The 21,008-nt window shown below is 67.5% G+C and carries 21 protein-coding genes; 11 read left to right on the top strand and 10 right to left on the bottom strand.

Going from position 1 to position 21,008, the window contains the following annotated elements:
* Positions 1-18: 18 nt before the first annotated feature.
* The gene (locus AS181_RS25645) at positions 19-144 is read right to left on the bottom strand and encodes a hypothetical protein (RefSeq protein ID WP_269434039.1); all 126 of its coding nucleotides are present in this window, start codon (positions 142-144) and stop codon (positions 19-21) included.
* Positions 145-826: 682 nt separating this feature from the next.
* Between AS181_RS25645 and AS181_RS18280 the strand changes: the two genes are divergently transcribed.
* Positions 827-1,285, top strand: a complete 459-nt coding sequence (locus tag AS181_RS18280) for an Hsp20/alpha crystallin family protein (RefSeq protein WP_058252977.1) — start codon at positions 827-829, stop codon at positions 1,283-1,285.
* 947 nt (positions 1,286-2,232) lie between these two features.
* Here AS181_RS18280 and AS181_RS18275 read toward each other — a convergent pair.
* The 5 genes from AS181_RS18275 to AS181_RS18255 are packed head-to-tail and all read right to left on the bottom strand — an operon-like array spanning position 2,233 to position 7,445.
* Entirely contained in the window at positions 2,233-3,525 is a 1,293-nt protein-coding gene (locus AS181_RS18275; protein WP_058252955.1) for a DUF58 domain-containing protein, read from the bottom strand.
* Positions 3,525-4,607 carry an AAA family ATPase gene (locus AS181_RS18270; RefSeq protein WP_058252954.1) on the bottom strand — a complete coding sequence of 361 codons (1,083 nt, stop codon included), beginning with the start codon at positions 4,605-4,607 and terminating at the stop codon, positions 3,525-3,527. Before AS181_RS18270 ends, AS181_RS18275 begins: the two co-directional genes overlap by 1 nt.
* On the bottom strand, positions 4,604-5,887 hold the full coding sequence (locus tag AS181_RS18265; protein ID WP_231742537.1) for a DUF4350 domain-containing protein: 1,284 nt from the start codon (positions 5,885-5,887) through the stop codon (positions 4,604-4,606). The genes AS181_RS18270 and AS181_RS18265 overlap by 4 nt, the downstream gene beginning before the upstream one ends.
* The gene (locus AS181_RS18260; RefSeq protein WP_058252953.1) at positions 5,884-6,564 is read right to left on the bottom strand and encodes a DUF4129 domain-containing protein; all 681 of its coding nucleotides are present in this window, start codon (positions 6,562-6,564) and stop codon (positions 5,884-5,886) included. The genes AS181_RS18265 and AS181_RS18260 overlap by 4 nt, the downstream gene beginning before the upstream one ends.
* The gene (locus tag AS181_RS18255; RefSeq protein WP_058252952.1) at positions 6,561-7,445 is read right to left on the bottom strand and encodes a glycerophosphoryl diester phosphodiesterase membrane domain-containing protein; all 885 of its coding nucleotides are present in this window, start codon (positions 7,443-7,445) and stop codon (positions 6,561-6,563) included. Before AS181_RS18255 ends, AS181_RS18260 begins: the two co-directional genes overlap by 4 nt.
* A gap of 373 nt (positions 7,446-7,818) precedes the next feature.
* Between AS181_RS18255 and AS181_RS18250 the strand changes: the two genes are divergently transcribed.
* The gene (locus AS181_RS18250; RefSeq protein WP_058252951.1) at positions 7,819-8,208 is read left to right on the top strand and encodes a nuclear transport factor 2 family protein; all 390 of its coding nucleotides are present in this window, start codon (positions 7,819-7,821) and stop codon (positions 8,206-8,208) included.
* A 105-nt stretch (positions 8,209-8,313) separates the two neighbouring features.
* Here AS181_RS18250 and AS181_RS18245 read toward each other — a convergent pair whose 3' ends face one another.
* Positions 8,314-8,994, bottom strand: a complete 681-nt coding sequence (locus AS181_RS18245; protein ID WP_058252950.1) for an SDR family oxidoreductase — start codon at positions 8,992-8,994, stop codon at positions 8,314-8,316.
* An 85-nt stretch (positions 8,995-9,079) separates the two neighbouring features.
* Between AS181_RS18245 and ggh the strand changes: the two genes are divergently transcribed.
* Positions 9,080-10,420, top strand: coding sequence for a glucosylglycerate hydrolase (gene ggh / locus AS181_RS18240; protein WP_058252975.1), 1,341 nt, complete (start codon positions 9,080-9,082; stop codon positions 10,418-10,420).
* On the opposite strand, the gene AS181_RS18235 is transcribed toward ggh, so the two are convergent.
* The gene (locus AS181_RS18235; protein WP_058252949.1) at positions 10,417-11,040 is read right to left on the bottom strand and encodes a TetR family transcriptional regulator; all 624 of its coding nucleotides are present in this window, start codon (positions 11,038-11,040) and stop codon (positions 10,417-10,419) included. The genes ggh and AS181_RS18235 overlap by 4 nt on opposite strands.
* 122 nt (positions 11,041-11,162) lie before the next feature.
* Between AS181_RS18235 and AS181_RS18230 the strand changes: the two genes are divergently transcribed.
* On the top strand, positions 11,163-12,638 hold the full coding sequence (locus AS181_RS18230; RefSeq protein WP_058252948.1) for an MDR family MFS transporter: 1,476 nt from the start codon (positions 11,163-11,165) through the stop codon (positions 12,636-12,638).
* 25 nt (positions 12,639-12,663) lie between these two features.
* Here the strand turns inward: AS181_RS18230 and AS181_RS18225 are convergent, their stop codons facing one another.
* Together AS181_RS18225 and AS181_RS18220 are read right to left on the bottom strand one after the other, a co-directional pair.
* The gene (locus tag AS181_RS18225; RefSeq protein ID WP_058252947.1) at positions 12,664-12,993 is read right to left on the bottom strand and encodes a hypothetical protein; all 330 of its coding nucleotides are present in this window, start codon (positions 12,991-12,993) and stop codon (positions 12,664-12,666) included.
* A gap of 125 nt (positions 12,994-13,118) precedes the next feature.
* Entirely contained in the window at positions 13,119-13,409 is a 291-nt protein-coding gene (locus AS181_RS18220) for a WhiB family transcriptional regulator (protein WP_058252946.1), read from the bottom strand.
* Between the two features lie 554 nt (positions 13,410-13,963).
* Here AS181_RS18220 and AS181_RS18215 point away from each other — a divergent pair.
* From AS181_RS18215 to AS181_RS18185, 7 genes are read left to right on the top strand one after another with little or no spacing between them, the layout of a single operon-like run.
* Positions 13,964-14,347, top strand: coding sequence for a cupin domain-containing protein (locus AS181_RS18215; protein ID WP_058252945.1), 384 nt, complete (start codon positions 13,964-13,966; stop codon positions 14,345-14,347).
* A 9-nt stretch (positions 14,348-14,356) separates the two neighbouring features.
* Positions 14,357-14,941 (top strand): dimethylamine monooxygenase subunit DmmA family protein, encoded by a 585-nt coding sequence (locus AS181_RS18210; protein WP_058252944.1) that lies wholly within the window; start codon positions 14,357-14,359, stop codon positions 14,939-14,941.
* Positions 14,938-15,939 carry a PDR/VanB family oxidoreductase gene (locus AS181_RS18205; RefSeq protein WP_058252943.1) on the top strand — a complete coding sequence of 334 codons (1,002 nt, stop codon included), beginning with the start codon at positions 14,938-14,940 and terminating at the stop codon, positions 15,937-15,939. Before AS181_RS18210 ends, AS181_RS18205 begins: the two co-directional genes overlap by 4 nt.
* The gene (locus AS181_RS18200; RefSeq protein WP_058252942.1) at positions 15,936-17,468 is read left to right on the top strand and encodes a heme-dependent oxidative N-demethylase family protein; all 1,533 of its coding nucleotides are present in this window, start codon (positions 15,936-15,938) and stop codon (positions 17,466-17,468) included. Before AS181_RS18205 ends, AS181_RS18200 begins: the two co-directional genes overlap by 4 nt.
* Positions 17,465-18,463 carry a PDR/VanB family oxidoreductase gene (locus AS181_RS18195; RefSeq protein ID WP_058252941.1) on the top strand — a complete coding sequence of 333 codons (999 nt, stop codon included), beginning with the start codon at positions 17,465-17,467 and terminating at the stop codon, positions 18,461-18,463. Before AS181_RS18200 ends, AS181_RS18195 begins: the two co-directional genes overlap by 4 nt.
* The gene (locus AS181_RS18190; RefSeq protein WP_078112481.1) at positions 18,460-19,470 is read left to right on the top strand and encodes a heme-dependent oxidative N-demethylase family protein; all 1,011 of its coding nucleotides are present in this window, start codon (positions 18,460-18,462) and stop codon (positions 19,468-19,470) included. Before AS181_RS18195 ends, AS181_RS18190 begins: the two co-directional genes overlap by 4 nt.
* A 56-nt stretch (positions 19,471-19,526) precedes the next feature.
* Positions 19,527-20,897: an ammonium transporter gene (locus tag AS181_RS18185; RefSeq protein WP_058252940.1), complete on the top strand. Its 1,371-nt coding sequence runs from the start codon at positions 19,527-19,529 to the stop codon at positions 20,895-20,897.
* Positions 20,898-21,008: the final 111 nt, after the last annotated feature.

The raw sequence follows: 21,008 nt of genomic DNA, 5'->3' as shown, positions 1-21,008 counted from the left end.
CGCCAGGGGATCGAGGTGTCATTGCGACGTGGTGAGGAATACAAGGATGGCGGCCAGGGTGATGAGGTAGGCAAGGGCCCACCGTAGGTCGTGGTGCGGGGTGGGCGGGGTGTAACGGTGAAATGTGAGGCTGCGAGAGGTCATGACTGCGAGTTCGATCCAAGTGGTGGGATTGGAGTTGTGCGACAACAAGAGTCGTCGCAGGGCCGACGCACGTCCCGAAACGCCACCCTGAGCTCGAGGCGTCCAAGTCACTACGCCTCGGGAGGTGTGGGCCCGGCCGTAGAGGTGTGTGACGCGGTCAGGGCCGTCGAGCGGAAGCCAGCTGCTGTCGAGGGATGCTGTTGAGCCCACAGGCACCCATGCTGGTTAATTCGGGCCGGGCGTGCGTCGCTGCTGTTCTACGGGTGTCCGGTGTGGCTGGTACCGGTGTTCGGATTGATCCGGGTGGTGACGTGGCCGGCCCATGATGTGGGTCCACCAGTGCTGCAGCGGGCTGGGGTCGGGCCAGACGATCGGGTGAAGTTCAGGGGCGGGGGCCGACATCGGTTGGGTCCTTCCTGGGTCATGTCGCCGGAACGTGCCGGGGGTGAACGTCGTGTTCCTAGATAGCACTCGTCTGGGTGAATCGCCACCCGATGCCGAAAGCGGGCTACTGCTCTGCTCTTGGGTCGAGTGCTGTTGTGCCGGTGGAGGACTGAGTGCGTTGATCATCGAAAAGACGCTTGGCACTCACTGGCGTTGAGTGCTAATCTGATGGCGCGCAGTGATGGTTGATGTGGTGCCGTCAGCGTGGCGGCACCCGTGGATCAAGGAGGTGTTTGCGATGCTGGGTATCGATCCGTTCTCCATGGTTGATGACTGGGCTCGAGGACTTCTCACCGGCGAGTCCGGCGCTGGCCGACGTACACCGCGGTTCATGCCGATCGATGTGTACAAGGTCGACGACCACTATTCGTTGATCGCCGACCTGCCTGGTGCTGATCCTGGTTCGATCGATCTCAACGTCGACAATGGGGTGTTGACCTTGTCGGCGCATCGCAGCGCACTCTCGGATGAGGGTGTGCAGTGGCTGGCCAACGAGCGGTTCGCCGGCACCTATCGTCGACAGATCACTCTGGGTGAGGGTGTCGATCCGGCGAAGATCTCTGCTGCCTATGACAACGGTGTGCTCACGGTGACGATCCCGGTGGCCGAGAAGGCCAAGCCTCGCAAGGTGGCCATCGAGCATTCCGGCGCCGGACGTCAGGAGATCACCGCCGGCTCCGAGGCGGCCTCGGGCTGACTGACCGGGGAGGTGGTTCGTCACTGTCACCCCAGTACCGGGAGGTCTGAGATGATGATGGGCTGCGTCACGGCTGCGTCGCCAGCCGGATGTGTCGACGTGATCGACGCCGAAGACACCTGGCTGGCCGCTGAAATCGATGCTGTCTTCGCGCAGGTCGGCGATCCGCAACAGGTGCTACCTACCCTCACGTGCGGGGTCGGCACCGTTCGGCGCCGGGTACCTGGTTCAAGCCGAACCGCCGCTCGCATCGCGCACCTGCGGCCGCGACACCGAGTGGTGAGGCGAGGTGGGCGGCAGCGTGGCCCGCCCACCTCGATCTGAGAGCTTCTGAAAGACGCCTGCGTCCGGGAGCCGGAGGGGTTGGCGGTCTCGGGCTCTGGGCGATCGCTGTCACGCATCGAGCGTGGCGTGGCATGACCCGAGTGAGGTGGGCGGCCCAGGTTCATTCGGGTGTCTCATGACGAGCCCGACACTTTTGAACAGCCCGACAGTCGATGCTGCTCGCTAGTTGTCTTGGGTAGTGGCACAGTCGCATACGTTGTCACAGATTGAGTGCACTCTGATCGTCCGCGTCGCGCCGAAGCTGCGATCGATCGGCTCCTCGAATGCCATGCCAGCAAGGTGTTCGTGACCATGGTCAGTGTCGGGAACATAGTGATGCATCGGACGCGAAAAGCAGCAACGAGTGACTGTGCAGTGGTAGCGGAGCGTGTCGGTTGCTCTCGACTGTCGGTGTCCGTCGTCTCGCCTCGAGAGCAGAGGATGAAGGCTGTCTGTCAAGATCAACTTCACAACGTCTCGGGCGACGCGCGACATAGCTGTGGGAATGCAACGACACCGGTGCCAGCGGAGACACCTCGCGTGGTCGGCGCCGCTGGCATACACAAAATTGAAAACGATTGTCGAGCAGTCACTGTCATGACGAAGAGCATCAATCGCACCGGTCAGAGCAACCCTCGCAACTTGAGTAACAGATAGTGATCGGCGAGCTTGGCGGGCAGCTTGTCCGGTGGGGCATCCACCACGTCGACGCCGAGCCGGCCCACCGCGGTGGCGGTGCGGTCCCGCAGGGTGAGTGTGCGTGCCGCGGCGGCGGCGTCGTAGATCTGTGCGGCGTCGGCGCGCTCGGTCAGCATGTCGTCGAGGGCGGGGTCGGCGACTGAGCCGATGATGACCTTGTAGCGTTGCGCGAGCACCGAGAGCGGGGGGAGCAGCGACTCCTCGACGGCCGCGGGCTCGAGGGGCGTGAGTAGGACCAGCAGTGCGCGCTGTCGCCCGATCTTGGCGACCTCGGCACCGAGAAGTGGCCAATCTGCTTCCAGGAGGGCGGGCTCGAGATCCGCCATCGCGGTGACGAGGCTGTTCAGCAGCATCGTGCGACCGACGCCGACCACCCGTCGATGGACCCGCCGGTCGCCGGCGATCAGATCGACCCGGTCGCCGGCATGTGACGCGAGCGCGGCAAGCAATAACGCGGCATCCATCGCGGCGTCGAGTCGAGGTGTGTCGCCCACACGCCCGGCCGACGTCCGAGACGTGTCCAGGACGATGACGATGTGCCGATCCTTCTCCGGTTGCCACGTGCGCACCACGGTCGAACGACGCCGGGCGGTGGCCCGCCAGTCGATGCTGCGGACATCGTCACCCTCGACATAGTCACGCAGGGAATCGAATTCGGTTCCCTGACCACGCACGCGCACCGCCGACCGGCCGTCGAGCTGCCGCAGATGGGCCAACCGTGACGGCAGCAGCCGCCGCGAGTCGAAGGGCGGGAGCGCGCGGACGCGGCCCGGCAACGGCACCGACCGTTGACGTCCGGCGAGGCCGAGGGGACCCACCCGGCGGACGGCGACCCGGACCGCGAGTCGGTCACCGCGCCGGGTGGGGGTGAGAGTCGTTGTCACCGAGCGGGTCTCCGCACGTGGAACGGACGCCCGGTGGGTGTTGTCCGACGCACCCGCGGACGGCTGCCAGCTGTCGCGCAAGACTCCGCGGAACGTCTGCGAGCCGTGGTTGGTGACGGCGATCGAACACGTCGTGCGCTGGCCGAGCCGGATCGGGGCGGGTGCCGACCGCGACATGATGATCGACTTCGTGGACCCTGCCAGCGCGATGTCGAGGCAGGTGAGCAGGACACAGAACAGCGCCCACAGCACGGGGACGAAGTAGTTCGGCCATATCAGGATGGGCACCGCACCGAGCAGCACCAGGATCAGAAAGCGGCCGGTGAGGAACATCAGCGGGGGACGGGCACCGAGTTGATCGCGGCGTCGAGCACCGAACCCACCGACACCCCTTCGAGTTCGGCCTCCGGGCGCAACGACAGGCGGTGCGCGAGCGTCGATTGGGCGAGCGCCTGCACGTCGTCGGGGGTCACGAAGTCGCGGCCGTTCAGCCACGCCCATGCCCGGCTCGTGCCGAGCAGTGCGGTTGCGCCGCGCGGACTGACGCCGAGGGCCAGTGACGGCGAGAATCGGGTGGCCCGGGCGATGTCGACGATGTAGGCGGTGACCTGCGGGGCGACCGTCACCCGGCGGACCTGCTCGGCGCCGGCCTCGATGTCGGCGGCCGAGGCGACCGGACGGAGGCCGGCGGCGGACAGATTCCGCGGATCGAATCCGGAGGCGTGCCGCGTCAGCACGGTGATCTCGTCGTCGCGAGGGGGGAGCGGCAGGGTGACCTTCAGCAGGAAGCGGTCGAGCTGGGCTTCGGGCAACGGGTAGGTGCCCTCGTACTCGACCGGGTTCTGCGTCGCCGCGACGAGGAACGGGCTCGGCAGCGGGCGGGAATCCCCGTCGACGGTGACCTGCCGTTCCTCCATCGCCTCGAGCAATGACGCCTGGGTCTTCGGTGGGGTGCGGTTGATCTCGTCGGCCAGCAGGAGATTGGTGAACACCGGTCCTTCGCGGAAGGTGAATTCGGAGCTGGCGGAATCGAACACGAGTGAGCCGGTGACATCACCGGGCATGAGGTCGGGGGTGAACTGCACGCGCTTCGTCTCGACGTCGAGCGCGGCCGCCACCGACCGGACGAGCAGCGTCTTGGCCACGCCGGGAACGCCTTCGAGCAGGATGTGCCCGCGGCAGAGCAGCGCGATCAGGATGCCCGCCACCGCCGGGTCCTGGCCGACGACGGCTTTCCCGACCTCGCCGCGCACGGCCCCGAGCGCATCGCGGGCGCGGTTCGGCGCTCCGCCGGGTCGGTGGTGCGCGTACTCCGGTGGTGGCCCGGCAGGTGCCTTGGCGAACGGGTCTGCGTGTACGGATGCGTCCGGGGCGAACGGACCGGGGCGTGGGTTGCGGGACGGGTCGACGGTCATGGCGTGTGTCGGACTTCCTTCTCGAGGTTGGTCAGCTCGGCGGTGAAGTGCACGAGCTGGGTGTCGGTGGTGGGGAGCGGACCGGACAGCAGCGACCGGACCTCGCCCAGATCACGGTGCGTAGCCCCCACCACGGCGAGGACGATCGCCGACACCATCGGGTCCGAGTTCTCGGTCGACGCGACGACGGTGTCCCAGTCGGGTCGCGACAGTGCGTCGGTGGCACGGGCGGCGTCGAACGGAAGTCCCAGATACGACGCCAGCGAACCCAGCGTGTGGATGCGCAGCGCCGCCGCGGCGCGCGCGTCGGCTCCAGCGCGGTGATACATCCGGCCCCGCGCCCGGGTGGTCTCGACCGCCTTGACGACCGCCGGGAGCGGCTCGGTGACCAGCGAGCCGAATCGCCGGCCCCGCCACAACATCAGGGCCAGAACCGCGAAGACGGTCAACACGATCAGCGGCCCGACCGCGGCCGGGATGTCGGACTCCTCCTCCTCGGTCGCGACTTGATCGGTGAAGAAGGGCACGTACCAGAGGATCTCGTCGGACCTCGCGAATATCCGCACGGCGACGCCGGCGTTGTCCTGCTGTGCCAGGTGCTCGTTGGTGAGCATTGCGCCACTGATGACGACGAATTCGGGACGGTCGGCGGTGCGGGGGACCACGACCAGATTCGATGTCCCGTCGGACGTGAAGCAGGCCGTGGCCGCGGGCGAGGTCGGTGAGTATCCGAACGGACTGAAGTCGACGACGTCGGTCTCGTCGATGCCGGGCGTGCGGCAACCCGCGGGGACCGCTGCCGGGCCGGCGCCGTAACCGGACGTGACGGGCAGGTCGAGCGCGGTGAGCACGGTGGTGTCCGGCGCGATCAGGATCACGCGGTCGGCGTCCTGCACGCGCTCTCGGAACTGTTGTGTCGTACCGGGATTGAGCGATGAGGTCGAGCTCGCCACCACCGTGGTCCCGCGGCCGGGACGTGGGGCGTCGGTGAACTCCGCGAGGCCGCGCACCTGCCGGAGGTCGGTCCCGTGGTCGTCGAGGATCTGAGCGAGAGCGCGCGATCCGGTGGGCTGGGCGTTGTCGGGGTCGTAGCTTACGCCGGGACCGGGCGTGCCTTGCGCCCCGGTGAGTGCCGTGACACCGAGGAGCCCGACGCCGGCGACCACTACCAGCACGATGGTCACCCAGATCCACGCCGGCGTCTTGTTCTTCGCGGGCGCCGGTCGCATCGGCGTCGACGTGACGGGTCCGGGTGGCGTCGCCTGCACGGTGCCGGTCACCGGGGCACCGCCAGTCGGCTCGACCGGACCGTGTCCTGGTCGACCGGCCGTGCGGACGAGACCCCGCGTTCGATGTCGAGGACCGCGCGCGCGGACTCGGCCGATGCGTGTCGGTCGCCGTAGGCAATGGCGTCGAACAGGTCTGTCGCCGTTCGTAACCCGGAGTCGTAGGTGGGGAAGCGGGGTCCGAGGTCGACAGCGACCTCGTGGGCGGTCAGAGACGGTTCATCGGCCAGCAGACCGCGCTCGATACCCCGACGAGCCACGGCACGGACGGCGGCGAGCACACACTCGTCGTACCGGCCCGCGGCGAAGGCGGCGTCGGCGTCGGACCGGAAGTCGGCCGCGGACCGAGCCGGCCCTGTCAGTACCGACCCCGTTGGCGGGCCAGCGGTGGTGCGGGGAACTCGTGGGTTGCGTCGGAGATGCCGGACGACCGCGACGACGAGCCCGAGGACGAGGGCGATCGCCACGACGATCACGATGCCCCGAAGGGTGTCGGAGCCGCCGAACCAGCCGAAAACGTTGTCGGCGATCCACTCCCAGAGCCGCTCACCGAAGCGGTCGAACCACGACGGTTCGGGTGGTTGATACTCGGATTCGGACAGCTCCTCCTCGGCCCACCGGCGTGCTTCGTCGTTGCCGGGGTCCAATGGCGCAGCGAGAACTCCGATCACCGGTCACCCTGTCCGGAGAAGAACGGCGTCGGGGCCGCCTCGGCGCGTGCATCGTCAAACAGGACGGCCGGGACGACGGTCAGTACCGGTTGCACGACCATCGACGCCACGACGATGCCGATCACCGCGACGACGGTCTCGGTGGCACGGGCGTCCCCGTCGTCGAACCACATGCCGGAGATCGATCCGAGAAGATCGAAGGGGTACATCATCGTCGTCATCGCGACCCACGCCAGCACGACCATGACCGCCAGGATGCCGAAGGTCCGCCAGAACCGCTCCGCCGACAACGACCCCGAGCGGGCGATCGCGTCTCGCACGGAGAGGCCGTCTATCACGATCGCCGGCGCCGTGAACACCGTGCGTACCAGCAGCCACGTCACCGGGATGAGCGCGACGAGGAAGAGGAGAAGACTCCCGGTGATCAGCACGATTCCGTCGGAGGCGATGCCCAGTCCGAGGAGTGCGATGCCCGGGGCGAACGCCGCGGCGACGGCGAGTCCCAGGAGTGCGGTCCACCCCGACAGTCGGGCGAGGGACCGGCGTCCCGCGCGCAGGGTGTCGTCGATTGTCGGTACGGACCCGGCGCGCAGGCGGGCCAGGGGACGGGCGGCGAGACCGCTGAGTGCGCCCGTCATGACGGTCCACTGCGCAAAGACGATGAGGACGAACGCGATGACCGGTGCCAGGCTCGCCCAGTCGTCCGGGTCGTCGAGGGTCGGTTCGGCACTCACCAGCCACCAGGTGACGAGCGCGACTGGTGCCGCCGCCGCGGCCCAGCTCACGCCGACGAGGCCCAGGAAGACGCGCGGTGCCGCGAACGTGGTGGAGAAGATCTGTTGCAGCAGTGCGTTGACGGGCGTCGGTCGTCGTGGCGGCATCCACCCCGGCCACCCGTTCCCCGGAAGGGGAGCACTCGAGCCAGGTGGGGTCGACATCGCCGAACCCCATTGCGGCTGCGGTCCGGGCACGGTAGGCGGCCGCGGTGTGGGTGGACCCTGCGGCGGTCCCGCATCTGGCACCGGGCTCCACTCGTCGGATACGACGGGCGGCTGCCACGGGGGCTCGCCGGACGGTGGTGGAGGTACGCGCGGCGGCTCGGTCATCGAGAGGTGCACCGGCCTTTCCGCACGCGGGGAAACTGTGCGGCGAACGTATCAAACAACTCCGACCGGGCACCGAAATCATCCACCGGTTGACGGACGCCGTGCTACCGTGCCGAATTAGAACACGTTCTACTTTTCTGGAGGATTCATGACCGTGGAACAAGCCGGGCTCGCCGAGAAGATCGACGCGGCCGTCGACTCTTATATCGAGCTGCTCAACTCGGGTGCCGCAGAGCAGATCGCCGACCTCTACGCCGCGGACGCGACCGTCGAAGACCCCATCGGCGCGGACATCCGCGACACCCGCGAGCAGCTGGTGGAGTTCTACTCGGTGATCACCGGTATGGACGAGCGCACCGCGACGCTCAAGTGGAAGAAGATCGCCGGCGACACCGCGGTCTTCGAGTTCACGCTGGTCACCAAGACCGCCGGACTCGCCTTCGAGATCACCCCCGTCGACATCATGGTCTTCGACGCCGAGGGCAAGGTGTCGACGATGCGCGCGGTCTGGCAGCAGTCGGATCTCAAGCAGCTCTGACCCCTACCCGATTGAACCGCAAACCCACCCTTTTTCCGTAAACCCACCGCGCTTGGACCGGGTGGGTTTACGGAATAAGGGTGGGTTTGTCGGACAGCCGTGCAGTCAGCCCCGCCCGGTCGGCCTCAGCACGATTTCTTCGGGGTGGGCGTCGGCCGGGGTGGAGATGGCGTGCACGACTGCTCGGGCGACGGTCGCGGGACGCAGGAACCGCGACCCGTCGTACTCGTCTCCTTCGATGGCGACGATGTCGCGTTGCATGTCGGTGTCGATGCGGCCGGGGAAGACGGACGTCACCCGGAGGGTCGGTTCCTCGACACGCAACCCGTCGGCGAGCGCTCGCGCCGCGAACTTGCTTGCTGCATAGGGGGTCCATCCGGGGTTGACCCGGCGTCCCGCGCCCGAGTTGATGAACACGACGTGGCCGGCGGCCGCTCGTAACGCGGGGAGCAGCAATCGCGTCAGCTCGGCGGCCGCGACGACGTTCACCTCGAGGATGTGACGCCATTCCTCGACGGGTGTCTCCGCGACCGGTTCGAGACTGCTGGCCACCCCGGCGTTGTGGACGAGGACGTCGAGCTCGGTGATCGCCTCGACCGCGGCTTCGACCTCGTCGTAGCCGGTGAGATCGACGGCGAAGGTGCTCGCGCCGTCGAGTTCGGTCGCCAGCCGATCGAGTTCGGGGGAGGGTCGTCCGCCGAGCAGGAGGTCGTGGGTCGGCGCGAGCTGGCGGGCGATCTCGGCTCCGAGGCCGCGGCTCGCCCCGGTGATCAACGCGGTGGGCACCTCTCGACCCTACTGCGAATCCGTGGGTGGCAGCCCCGTCGGGCTCGATGAGCAGACGCCGACGTCGCGGGGCACAATCGTCGACGTGGCCAGGTACGGATTCACCCCAACGCAGCTGTCGGCACGTGCCGCGTACCTGCTCCGAGGCAACGACCTGGGCACGATGACAAGCGCTGCGCCCAAGTTGTATCCGCACATGTGGAGCTGGGATGCGGCGTTCGTCACGGTCGGTCTCGCACCGTTGTCGGTGGAGCGGGCCGTCATCGAGATGGACACCCTGCTGTCGGCGCAGTGGCGCAACGGGATGATTCCGCACATCGTCTTCGCGAACGGCCGCGACGGCTACTTCCCGGGGCCGGCTCGCTGGGAGTGCGCCCGCCTCGCCGAGTGCGCACCGGATTTCCCCGACACGTCCGGTATCACCCAGCCGCCGGTGCATGCGATCGCGGTGCAGCGCATCCTCGATCACTCCCGACGCCACGGTCGCACCACCCGCGCCGTCGCCAACGAGTTCATCGACCGGCGATGGAGTTCGCTGGTGCGGTGGCATCGCTGGCTGGCACACGCGCGGGACCCCAACGGCCGGGGGCGGATCACCATCTTCCACGGCTGGGAGTCGGGGATGGACAACTCGCCACGCTGGGATTCCGCGTACGCCAACGTGATCCCCGGGGTCGACCTTCCGCCGTACCAGCGCGCCGACCTCGATCACGTCGACGACTTCTCGATGCGGCCCACCGACCTCGAGTACGACCGCTACATCTGGCTCGTCGAACAGATGAAGCGCGCCAATTACGACGACGCGCTGCTCCCGAAGGTGATGAGCTTCGCCGTCGAGGACGTCTTCGTCTCCGCCATCTTCGCCGTCGCCTGCGATGTATTGGCGACGATCGGTGAGGACTACTCCAAACCGCGGTCGGATGTCCGAGATCTCCGCGCGTGGGCTGACCGGTTCCGGGCCGGAGTAGTGTCCGCCGCCAACGATCGGAACGGTGCCGCAAGGGATTTCGACCTGCGCGCCAACTCGTGGATCAACACCGAGACGATCGCGGTCTTCGCGCCGCTGCTGTGCGGCGGCCTCTCCCGGGACCGCGAACGCGCGCTGCTGCGACTCTTCGACGGCCCGCGCTACTGCGGCCACCCGGATCTGCGGTATGCGGTCCCGCCGTCGACGTCACCGATCTCGGCCGACTTCCGCCCGCGCGAGTACTGGCGCGGGCCCGTCTGGCCGGTGATGACCTGGCTCTTCAGTTGGGCGTTCGCCCGCCGCGGCTGGACCGAGCGGTCGGCGCGCCTGCGCGAGGAAGGACTCCGCCAGGCCACCGACGGGACGTTCGCCGAGTACTACGAACCGTTCACCGGCGAACCACTCGGCAGCATGCAACAGAGCTGGACCGCGGCGTCGGTGCTCGACTGGCTCGACTAGAGCTCCCGCATCCGACGGCACACGTCGTCGTAGACGTCCACGAGTGGCCGGGGCGTCCCCGACGACCCGGGACGCTCGTTGATTTCTACCCACTCCTCGAAGGCGCACTGCACCTCGAGATTGGCGATCTCCAGGATCATCCGTAGCTGACCGCGAGTTCGCGCCGAGCTGCGGTCGCCCAGGGCCTCGGGCCGTCGGCGTGACTTGTCGGCGTAGCGGCCGAGGGCGGCTCGGCTCAGGGTGGGTGTCGCGAGTACGAGTTTCTGCACGCGCATGAAATGGGCGGACACGTCGTCGCTGCGATCACCGAACCCCTCCAGGAGCTGCCGGTAGACGCCCTCGATGTCGGCGAGCGACAGGGCATCGGGGTCGATGCCGGCCAGATGGTCGTCGAGTGCCTGGTCGAAACCGAAGCGGTCGAAGAGCACGCACTCTTCCTTGGTCGGGAAATACCGGAAGAACGTGCGCGGTGAGACCCCGGCGGCCGCGGCGATCTCGTCGACCGTCGTCTCGTCGAATCCGTTGCGCTCGAACAGTTCCACTGCGGCCTCGTAGATCTCCAGGCGCGTCGCATCTCGACGGCGGGCCCGCAACCCGCCGGTCTCGGAGGATTCCGGCATGGGTCGAGACTAGCGGTCGACCGGCGCGGGTGTCAGTCGGTGCCAGCCTGGCAGTCTCTGCCACTTTCCGGTAGCGTCGCCGTGTGATCGACCCGGACCACCACAGCGATGAGAGAACGACAGTGACCGAGAACGCCGCCCTCCCGGGCACCGACAACAGAACCGACACCGGCACGGATCGCAGCGCCGTCTTGCTCATCGGGGTCCTGCTGGTCGCGGCCTTCGTGGTGATCCTGAACGAGACGATCCTGAGCGTCGCGTTGCCCACCCTGATGGCCGACCTCGAGATCACCGCCGCCACCGCGCAATGGCTCACCAGCGGGTTCCTGCTGACGATGGCGATCGTCATCCCGATCACCGGCTACCTGATGCAGCGATTCACCCTGCGTTCGATCTACATCGCGGCGATGACGTTGTTCACGATCGGCACCCTCGCCGCCGCCCTCGCGCCGGGCTTCGAACTCCTGATCGTCGCCCGCGTGGTGCAGGCGTCCGGCACCGCGCTCATGGTCCCGCTGCTGATGACGACGATCCTGAACGTCGTCCCGGAGCAGAATCGTGGCCGCACGATGGGACTGGTCTCCATCGTCATCGCCGTCGCGCCGGCCGTCGGTCCGACGGTGTCCGGCCTGATCCTGCAGTCCCTCAGCTGGCGAGCCATGTTCTGGATCGTGCTGCCCATCGCGATCGGTGCGCTGATCCTCGGCGGGGTGTTCGTCCGCAACGTCACCGAACGTCGGCCCGCGCAGCTCGACCTCATCTCGGTCCCGTTGTCGGCTCTCGGCTTCGGCGGTGTCGTCTACGGTCTCAGCAGCATCGGGGAGTCGGCGGGTGGGCACGCCCCGATCCCACCGTGGGTGCCACTCGTCATCGGCGCCGTCGCGCTCGCGTTGTTCGTCGTGCGACAGCTCAAACTCGCCGACCGCGGCTTGGCACTGCTCGACCTGCGGACCTTCGCGATCGCACCGTTCCGCTTGGCCGTCGTGCTGATGGCCGGGTTCATGCTGACGCTCTTCGGCGCACTCATCCTGCTTCCCCTTTTCCTACAGAACGTGATGGGCAAGGACGTCCTGACCAGCGGCCTCGTGCTCCTGCCCGGTGGCCTGGTGATGGGTCTGCTGGCGCCCTTCGTCGGTGCATTGTTCGACAAGGTCGGTGCACGACCATTGGTGCTACCGGGCACTGTGGCCGTCAGTGCCGGCACGTGGCTGCTCACCACGCTCGACGCCGGGTCGTCGTTGGGCATGGTGATCGCGGCTCACGTGATCCTCAGTGCTGGTATCGCTTTCGGTCTGACGCCGCTCATGACCTCGGCGCTGGGATCGCTGAGTCCCGAGCTGTACTCGCACGGCAGCGCGACCGTCAGCACCATCCAGCAGGTCGCGGGAGCGGCAGGCACCGCGCTGTTCATCACGCTGATGTCCCGGGGTACACAGTCGGCCATCGACGACGGGGTGAACCCGCTGCAGGCGGGGGCCGATGGCATTCATCTGGCCTTCGTCGTCGCGGCCTGCCTGTCACTTGTGCTCATCGCAGCGGCCGCGCTCGTCCGTGGCCGAACGGGTGCACCGACGGCCCGGGCCGCCGAGTCGGCCTAGCCGCTCGACCGTCGCTCCGGCCGGCTCATCGGGTCCGGTAATCCAGCAGACCGGACCAGAACTCGTCGGGGATCTCGTCGCCGGCGCGCAGCACCTGCGCAAGGCCGGCGGCCATGAAGACGCCGAGCAGACCGAGCCATAGCCCGGACACCGAGATCGCCACCCAGGCGATCACGACGGCGGCAGGCCACGGGTCGAGGATCAACAAGACCGGCGCGAAGAAGAAGCCCGCCCCGATGAACCACGAGGACAGGGCGCGATCGCACCGCATGACCGCGGTCAGCCACCGCGGACTCGAGCCCGTGGGCGCGAGGAGAGCAGCGGGCCTTCTGCCGACGGTCGGTCGGTCGGTCATCAGACACCTCCTCTGCGGATCGTCGTGATCCCAGTGTCGGCGTCAGACGTCGTGACAGCCACTACCTCTCAGGTAGTCGCCGCACCCGGGCCGATGTCGTGTGCGAATGCCACCGCATCGTCGGGTCAGGCCGTCGTCCGGTGCTCTTCGTTCGGGTGTGCGTGTGGAAAGCCGATGGATCGCAATCGATTCAGTGCATGGGTACGGGCCCGGTGCTGGTTGCCCGGCGGCGGCACGTAGACACCCGCCCAGATCCCGGTCAGGTGAGTCGGATCGTCCAGGGCGAGGCGGGCGCAGCGCGAACGGATCGGACAGCGGACGCACCCGTCGACAGCGTGCCGATTGGCCAGGCTCCGGGCACCGGCGGCCTGCTCCGGGAACCAGGCGTCCGGGTTCGAGGTACACGTGGGTTGCATGTCAGGCACTCCGCCGACATCGCGCGCACCTCGTGCACGACCCGTCGTGCTGGTTGCGCCGGCAACCGTCACCCACTGACGCCGATGGCCCATCGATCCCTCCGATCAAACTGAGAACGTATGTTGTCAGAGTCTGGTCGAAGGTGCAACACCGATCGCGAATCACGTTGCCGCGCTGTCGCGGTCGTGCCGAGCAGGCCCGCGGAGTCGAGTCATGAGACGGCGCCCGGCTGGGTTCTCAACCGGGCGCCTGGGCCGGGTCGCTCGCATGCGGCGGAACCGGCTTGCCGACCGCGGTACCCGACCGACCAGGGGCCGAAACGGCGAGCACCTGCGGGTCGATGTCTGCGTGCCCGACCGCTCACCCTGCCCGGGACGGGCCGGTTCCGTAGCACGCCATTACAGCGCCGTCACGAATACGAAACACGACCCTTGTTTCATAACAGGGGACAAAGTCCACTACGGGGAGTCGTGCCGATGGGGCGCGGACCCCGGATGTCGCCGACGTACCGCCGCCCGCGAGTACGCCCAGATCGAACCTGTGAAGGAGCATCGTGACCATCGAGAGTGCCAAGGCCCTGGAGTTCCGCGTGACCAGCGGCGGATACGAGGATTTGCCGAAGATGCCCGAGGCGGAGTACCCGGGCACCGAGGGCTTCATCGGAGACGTCTACGAGAACCCGGACGGAAGCCCCATGTGCAGCGGGTACTTCGAGCTGCGCCACACCGACGAACCGCTGTACTACGAATACGAATACGACGAGATGAAGGTCGTGCTCGAAGGCGAGTTCCTCCTGGAGAACAAGGAGACCGGGCAGAAGACCGTGGCCAAGGCCAAGGACGCGATCTTCTTCCCGAAGGGATCCAAGATCTACTTCAGCACCCCCGACTACGCGCTCGCCTTCTACACCGGGTTGCGCGACGCCACCCTCCTCTGAGTCGCTGCCATGTCGCAGATCGACTTCTCCAGCGTGCCGACGTGGGCACGTCCCGGCGTACCGATCGAGGCGACGACGCCCGCACCGACCGGCAACTCGTACGTGCTGGTCGGTGTCGGGGATGTCGCCGAAACCCTGGCTCGCTGGGAGTCATCACTACCTCCGCGTGCCACCACGCGTATCCACGGGGACACCGACTCGGTCGGCGCCCAGCTCGGCAGCACACTCGCCGAAGCCGTTGTCGGCGTGCGAGTCTGGATAGTGGCGGAGCCGGGATCGGCACTGACACTGCGCGCAGTCGCACTCGGTGCCGGACTCGAGGACGACGAGATCGCCGTCGTAACGGTGACTTCCGCGCCGCAGAGCGTCGTGGAGATCTTCTGCGCACACTGCCGATCGGTCACCCGCGCGGCTGCGGACGTCGATGACATCGTCGGGTGCGTCGGATGCCGTCGCGACCTGCTCGTGTACCACCACGTCTCGCGTCGAACCGGACAGTATCTGGGTTTCATGGCCGACGCCGAGACCGCCCAGCCGGCCTGTCCGGGAACCGGACCAGGCGAGGTACCCACCCTCATGGAGGACCCCTCATGAACACCGGAGTGGCCGAGATGAGCACCCCCGAGTCCGTCGTGCGTCCCGGAGCCGGCGCGACGACGCTGGAACTCGTCGTCACGGCTGTCGACGCCCCCGCCCGAGACATCCGCACGATCACCTTCGCCAGCCCCGGCGGCAACGTGCTGCCCGGTTACATCCCGGGCAGTCACGTCGTCGTGCACGCGGGTGCCTTCACCAACGCCTACAGCCTGACCGGCGACGGCGCGCATCCGTTGCACTACTCGATCTCGGTGCTCCGACTCGATGACGGCAAGGGCGGATCACGTTGGCTGCATGACGAACTCGAGGTCGGTGCAACGGTGTCGGTGGGGTTGCCGCGCAGCGCGTTCGCTCCGGTCGTCCGGGCGCGTAAACATCTCCTGATCGCCGGGGGGATCGGGATCACGCCAATGGTGTCCCACCTTCGGTCGGCGGCTCGCTGGCGCCGGGATGTGCAACTGCTGTATGTCTTCCGTGATTCGGCGGCCGCCCACCTCGACGAGGTCACCGCACTCGCCGGACCCCGCGCCGAACTGTTCACCGACCGGCACTCCTTCGCCGATCGCCTCGCACAAGCCCTGCGTACCCAGCCGATCGGTACCCACCTGTACGTGTGCGGTCCGTCGGCGATGATCGACGCGGTCACCGCTGCGGCGGTGGACGCCGGTTGGCCGGAATCGCGGATTCATCTCGAGCGGTTCGGGATCGACGCTCTGGACGCCGGCGACCCCTTCCGTGTAGAGCTGACCGCTTCCGGGCGGACGGTCGAGGTACCGGCGGGGACGAGCATGCTCGAGGCTCTCGAGAACGAGGGCGTCGTCGTGCCGAATCTCTGTCGGCAAGGCGTGTGCGGTGAGTGCCGCATTCCGCTCGCCGGCGGTATCCCGGTCCACCGCGATCTCTACCTCAGCCCCGAGGAGAAGGACGCGGGCAACGCCATCATGCCGTGCGTCTCGCGCGCTTCGGCCGCCAGCACCCTGGAGGTTCCCCTGTGACAGACACTCTCGACCCGGGCGGAGCGACGACGACGGTCGCGCCAGATCTCCTCGCGGGCTTCCCGTTCCCGTTCCCCGAGGACCGCTATCGCTACAGCACGAATGTCGAACCGGCCCGGACCCCGGTAACCACGGCGGCCGGCGAGTGGGGGACGTCGGTTGTCGACATCGACTCGGAGTACCGCACCGAGATCGATCAGCGCGCGGTGATCCTGGCCGCCGATCCCACCCGCCATGCTGTGTTGCCGCATATGGTCCCGGCCGCGTGGGACGCGATGTTGACCGTCATGGGTGAGCTCGCCGCGACCTGTCCCGGGTTCCGGCTCGCGTCGACCGGACCCGACACCTGGTTGTGGCACAACGAGATTCTCGGGATCGAGCAACACTTCCGGTACGGTGACCCGGCGACTCTTCCCGAGGAACCGTTGCGCTACATCAGCTCTCAGGTCCAGGAGGACATCGCACTCCTGGATCAGCGCAACGAGCAACTCCACGTCGACGCCGGGGTCGTCACCTTCGCCGCCGACTGGAGTTTCGGGTTCGACGTCGGGATGAGCTTCCTCGAGATCCACGGACCGGTGCCGCGCATCCACCCCGAAGGCGTCATCACCCGTGCGCACGAGTTCCTCAAGCGCCTCCAACCTCATCAGCCGTACCGGCGAACCAACTGGACGTTGACGATCGACCGCAGGCTCGACGTCTCGACCGAGATCTATCACGAGTGGGGACCGGACCGGGAGCTCATCCAGCAGGTCCCCGACGACGAGTTCGGCAGGCGGGTACACCTCCGCGTCGAAGTGCAACACCTCATCCGACTGCCGGATTCGGGTGCGGTGATGTTCCTCATCCGGACGTACATGCTTCCGCTCGAGCAAGTCGCCACCATCGACGTCTGGCGGCGGCGGACTGCGGACGTGCTGGCCGAATTGCCCACTGACATGGCCGAATACAAGGGCATCATCAAGTTCCGGGATCGTGCGGCGCAGTGGCTGCGCGCGGCCGCACCGGCGACGCCGGGGACCACCGGGCCCGGCATGCCGCGGTGGCCCGCCTCGCCCCCGGCCGTCGACACCAGCGGGGCGGCGTTCCTCGTGGTGGCGATCGGCGACGATCCGGCGGCCGCGCACGTGTCACGGAACTGGGTGGCGGCCGCCGAGGCCGCCGGAGAGACGCGGTTGGTTGTCCTTGACTCACTGGGCGACGCGGTCGACAGATCGGCGTTGCAGTCTGCTCTGGACGAGTGCCGCACCGGTACCCGAATCCTGGTCACCGGCGGGCAGTACGACGTCATGACGGCACTCGCAATGGCGCGTAACGCGGGGGCGGTGGCGGCCGAACTGGCGTGCTATGTCACGCACACCCGCGACCTACCGCTCTACTGCGCGCATTGCCGCGAGACCTTTCGCGCCGAGGCCGTTGTCGGCGGCGTCGTCGCGTGCCCCGGTTGCGCTCGGGATCTCGAGGTGCACGAACACCATTCACCGGTGATGGGCAGCTTCCTGGCCTCTGCGGTCGGCGGTGACGAATGACCGCGGTCGCCGTAGGGCAGTACCCGGCCCACCTTCATCCGGCCTACGCCACCGGTCCGCGACCGATGCGTGTCATGTCCGTGCGGCAACTCACCGACGAGGTCACCCATTTCCGGTTCGGCCCCGTCGACGACGCCCACGCGGTCCTGACCGCGTACCAGCCGGGCAGCCATCTCATCATCTCGGCCGGCGGACAGCGGAATGCCTACTCGCTCGTCGACGACGGGATGTACCCGACCAGCTACGGCATCTCGGTGTTGCGACGTGGTGCGGGCGGTGGTTCGGATTGGTTGCACGACAACCTCGTCGTCGATGCCGTCGTCGAGATCGAGGGTCCGCGTTCGATGTTCCCGCCGGTGCTCGATCAGCGCGGCGCATTGCTGATCGCGGGCGGAATCGGGGTCACGCCGGTGCTGTCACACGCCCGTGCCCTCGCTCGGGACGGGCGTCGGGCCGACATCGTCTACTCCTATCGGCGTGGATGCGGTGCGCACGCCGAGGACCTGCGGGCGCTCGCCATGCAACCTTCCGTGACGCTGCACGAGGTGTCCGGGGCTGCGGCCACCATGCGGGTGATCGCTGAACGATTGCGGGCGCAACCGCTCGGAACGCACGCCTATGCCTGTGGTCCCACGTCACTCCTGGAGGCGTACACCCGGCTCGCGGAGGCCGCCGGATGGCCGAGCGCGCGAGTACATCTCGAACGTTTCACCGCCCCCGAACAGGTTCCCGGCGATCCCTTCACCGTGACGGTGGCGTCTTCCGGCCTCCGCATCGACGTGCCACCGGGTGTGTCGCTGCTGCAGCGGTTGCTCGACAACGGCGTCCCGGTGCCGAGTCTGTGCCGTCAAGGCGTGTGCGGCGAATGCCGAATCCCGCTGCGAAGCGGCCGAATCGAGCACCGCGACTTCGTACTGACCGACGACGAGAAGACCGTGGGCGACGCCATGCTGTGTTGTGTCTCGCGCGGTCAGGACATCGAGGTGGACCTGTGAGCATCGAATCGTTCCCGACCCGTCGGGTCGACCACCTGGCGAACCTGCCGTGGCCGTTTCCGGACGAGATGGAGCAGTTCTCCTACAGCGTGAACGTCGAACCGGCACGCATCCCGCGCCCGACTCGGGCCGGCGAATGGGGTAGGCACCTCGTCGATCTCGGCGGCGCCGAGTATCCGGAGATCATGGCCGAGCGACGGCGGATCCTCGACACCGATCCCACACGCGTCCGTGTGCGCCCGGGGATGGAACTGGCCTCCTGGGATCTGCTGTTGTACTACCTGCGCGATCTCGGTCACGCCTACCCCGCGGCGATGGAGCTCACCGAACACGGTGACGGTCGATTCCATTGGTGCAACCGGCTTCTGGGTACGGATCAGGAGTTCGTCCTGGGCGATCCGGCCACCCTCCCCTGCGGCCCCATGGAATTCCTGGCGCGTGAGGTACCCGACGACCTGCTGCTCGTCACCGAACGCGACGGGCACCTGTACTTCGACGCCGGCGTGGTCACCTTCGCCGCCGCGTGGTCGGTGTCCTTCGACGTCGGGATGGACATGTACGAGATCCACGCGCCCGTTCCCCGCATGCTCCGCGAAGGCATCGTCGCCCGCGCCGAACAGTTCCTGCGGAGGCTACCCGCAGACCAGGTGTACCGCAGGGTGAACTGGACGCTGTCGGCGTCGGACTCCCACAAACTCGACGTCAGTCTCGAGGAGCTGCCGGAGTGGGCGGGCGACGTCGCGGGCATGATCGCCGACGGCGATTTCGGCCGCGCGCGACTGCGCATCGAGCTGGAACACTTCGTCCGGTTGCCGATGTCGGGTGCGGTGACGTTCAATATCCGGACATTCATGGCCTCGCTCGAGGACGTGAAGCGCATACCCGAGTGGGCCGGTCAATTGGCGACCGTCATCGAGACGCTCGGCGAGGACATCGCCGCCTACAAGGGTTTTCTCGACTATCGCGACAACGTCGTCGCATATCTCCGCGGTCAAAGTCGCCCGTGAGCCCTGGTCCCGTTACACCCGACTTCTCGTAGAGTCCCAGAACCGAAAGATCGCTCATGGAACCCATACTCGCCGCCAATGCCGACCTGGCATGGATGCTGGCGGCCTTCGTCTTCGTCCTACTGATGTTCCCGGGCCTGGCCTTCTTCTACGGGGGCATGGTCGGATCGAAGAACGTCCTCAACATCATGACGATGGTCATGTCCACCCTGGCGATCACGGCGGTCCTGTACGTCGTGATCGGGCACGGCCTCGTGTCCGGTCCGTCGGTGGGCGGGTGGGGCCTCATCGGCAACCCGACCGACTACATCGGCCTGACCAACTGGCTCACCGACGACGCTTCCGGCGCCACCCAGACGCTCTACTTCGCAGCCTGGTTCATCCTGTTCGCGGCCATCACGATCGCCATCGTCGCCAGCGGCGCGGCGGGCCGGATGAAGTTCTCGGCGTGGCTGGTCTTCGCGCCGATCTGGCTCCTCGTGGTGTACTTCCCGGTCGCACACTGGGTCTTCGCGGCCGACGTCGACGACAACTACAGCGGTGGTTTCCTGCTGAACGATCTCGAGATCGTCGACTACGCAGGCGGCACCGCGGTTCACATGAATGCCGGTGTCGCGGCCCTTGCCCTCGCGGTGGTGCTCGGTGCGCGCAAGCGGCGGATGGAGCGCCCGCACAACGTGCCGATGACGATCATGGGTGGCGGCATCCTGTTCTTCGGCTGGTTCGGGTTCAACGGCAGTTGCGCGCTCGGCGCCAACTTCCTCGCGCAGGCCGTCATCCTGAACACCCTGCTGGCCGGTTCGGCGGGCATGATCGGTTTCGCGATCATCGAGAAGTGGCGCGAGGGGCACGTCACCTCGCTCGGCATGATCACCGGCACCGTCGCGGGCCTCGTCGGGATCACCCCCGCGGCCAGCAGCATGGCACCGCTCGGTGCGCTGCTCGTCGGCATCTTCGCAGCCGCGGTCGTGGCGTTCCTGCTCAGCTTCAAGAGCAAGCTCAAGATCGACGAGACGCTGGACGCCTTTGCCGTACACGGTATCGGCGGCATCGTCGGAACCATCTGCATCGTGCTGTTCGCCACCGAGGCCGCGCCGGCCGGTGTGCAGGGCATCCTGTTCGGCGGACCGGTCGACATCGTGTGGCGCGAACTCGCCGGCATCGTCATCACCTGCACCTACTCGTTCGTGATGACCTGGCTGATCGCCAAGGGGCTCGACAAGCTCATCGGCATGCGCGTCGACGAGGAGACCGAGATGGTCGGCCTCGACACCGCGGTCCACGCGGAGACGGCGTACGAGATCCCCGCCGCCTCGGTCGGTCACGCCGGCGGACTCGCGACCATGTCGCCGGCCCGCGCCGCGGACAAGGTGGAGGAGGCGATGCCGTCGTCGGCTCCGGCCTCGGCGCCACCGGCCGGGGTCTGATCCATACCGGTCATCGGTTCGGCAACTGCTCGGGGGTTCACCGTTCGACGGTGGGCCCCCGAGCGCTGTGCGTCCGAGGACGTGGAAAACGTTGCCGGACAGATTGACACC

Origin of the sequence: Gordonia sp. SGD-V-85 (assembly GCF_001456905.1) — a bacterium.
In the GTDB taxonomy this organism is placed as follows: domain Bacteria; phylum Actinomycetota; class Actinomycetes; order Mycobacteriales; family Mycobacteriaceae; genus Gordonia; species Gordonia hongkongensis.
The sequence above is the reverse complement of the archived record's forward strand: the minus strand, read 5'-3'. Positions and strand labels throughout refer to the sequence as shown.

What these genes read in the sequence shown, in the direction of transcription:
- AS181_RS18205 (WP_058252943.1), top strand. Translation starts at nt 14,938, where the DNA reads ATGAACACCGGAGTGGCCGAGATGAGCACCCCCGAGTCCGTCGTGCGT.
- AS181_RS18280 (WP_058252977.1), top strand. Translation starts at nt 827, where the DNA reads ATGCTGGGTATCGATCCGTTCTCCATGGTTGATGACTGGGCTCGAGGA.
- AS181_RS25645 (WP_269434039.1), bottom strand. Translation starts at nt 144, where the DNA reads ATGACCTCTCGCAGCCTCACATTTCACCGTTACACCCCGCCCACCCCG.
- AS181_RS18270 (WP_058252954.1), bottom strand. Translation starts at nt 4,607, where the DNA reads ATGACCGTCGACCCGTCCCGCAACCCACGCCCCGGTCCGTTCGCCCCG.
- AS181_RS18220 (WP_058252946.1), bottom strand. Translation starts at nt 13,409, where the DNA reads ATGCAACCCACGTGTACCTCGAACCCGGACGCCTGGTTCCCGGAGCAG.
- AS181_RS18210 (WP_058252944.1), top strand. Translation starts at nt 14,357, where the DNA reads ATGTCGCAGATCGACTTCTCCAGCGTGCCGACGTGGGCACGTCCCGGC.
- AS181_RS18255 (WP_058252952.1), bottom strand. Translation starts at nt 7,445, where the DNA reads ATGCCGCCACGACGACCGACGCCCGTCAACGCACTGCTGCAACAGATC.
- AS181_RS18275 (WP_058252955.1), bottom strand. Translation starts at nt 3,525, where the DNA reads ATGTTCCTCACCGGCCGCTTTCTGATCCTGGTGCTGCTCGGTGCGGTG.
- AS181_RS18195 (WP_058252941.1), top strand. Translation starts at nt 17,465, where the DNA reads ATGACCGCGGTCGCCGTAGGGCAGTACCCGGCCCACCTTCATCCGGCC.
- AS181_RS18225 (WP_058252947.1), bottom strand. Translation starts at nt 12,993, where the DNA reads ATGACCGACCGACCGACCGTCGGCAGAAGGCCCGCTGCTCTCCTCGCG.
- AS181_RS18185 (WP_058252940.1), top strand. Translation starts at nt 19,527, where the DNA reads ATGGAACCCATACTCGCCGCCAATGCCGACCTGGCATGGATGCTGGCG.
- AS181_RS18250 (WP_058252951.1), top strand. Translation starts at nt 7,819, where the DNA reads ATGACCGTGGAACAAGCCGGGCTCGCCGAGAAGATCGACGCGGCCGTC.
- AS181_RS18235 (WP_058252949.1), bottom strand. Translation starts at nt 11,040, where the DNA reads ATGCCGGAATCCTCCGAGACCGGCGGGTTGCGGGCCCGCCGTCGAGAT.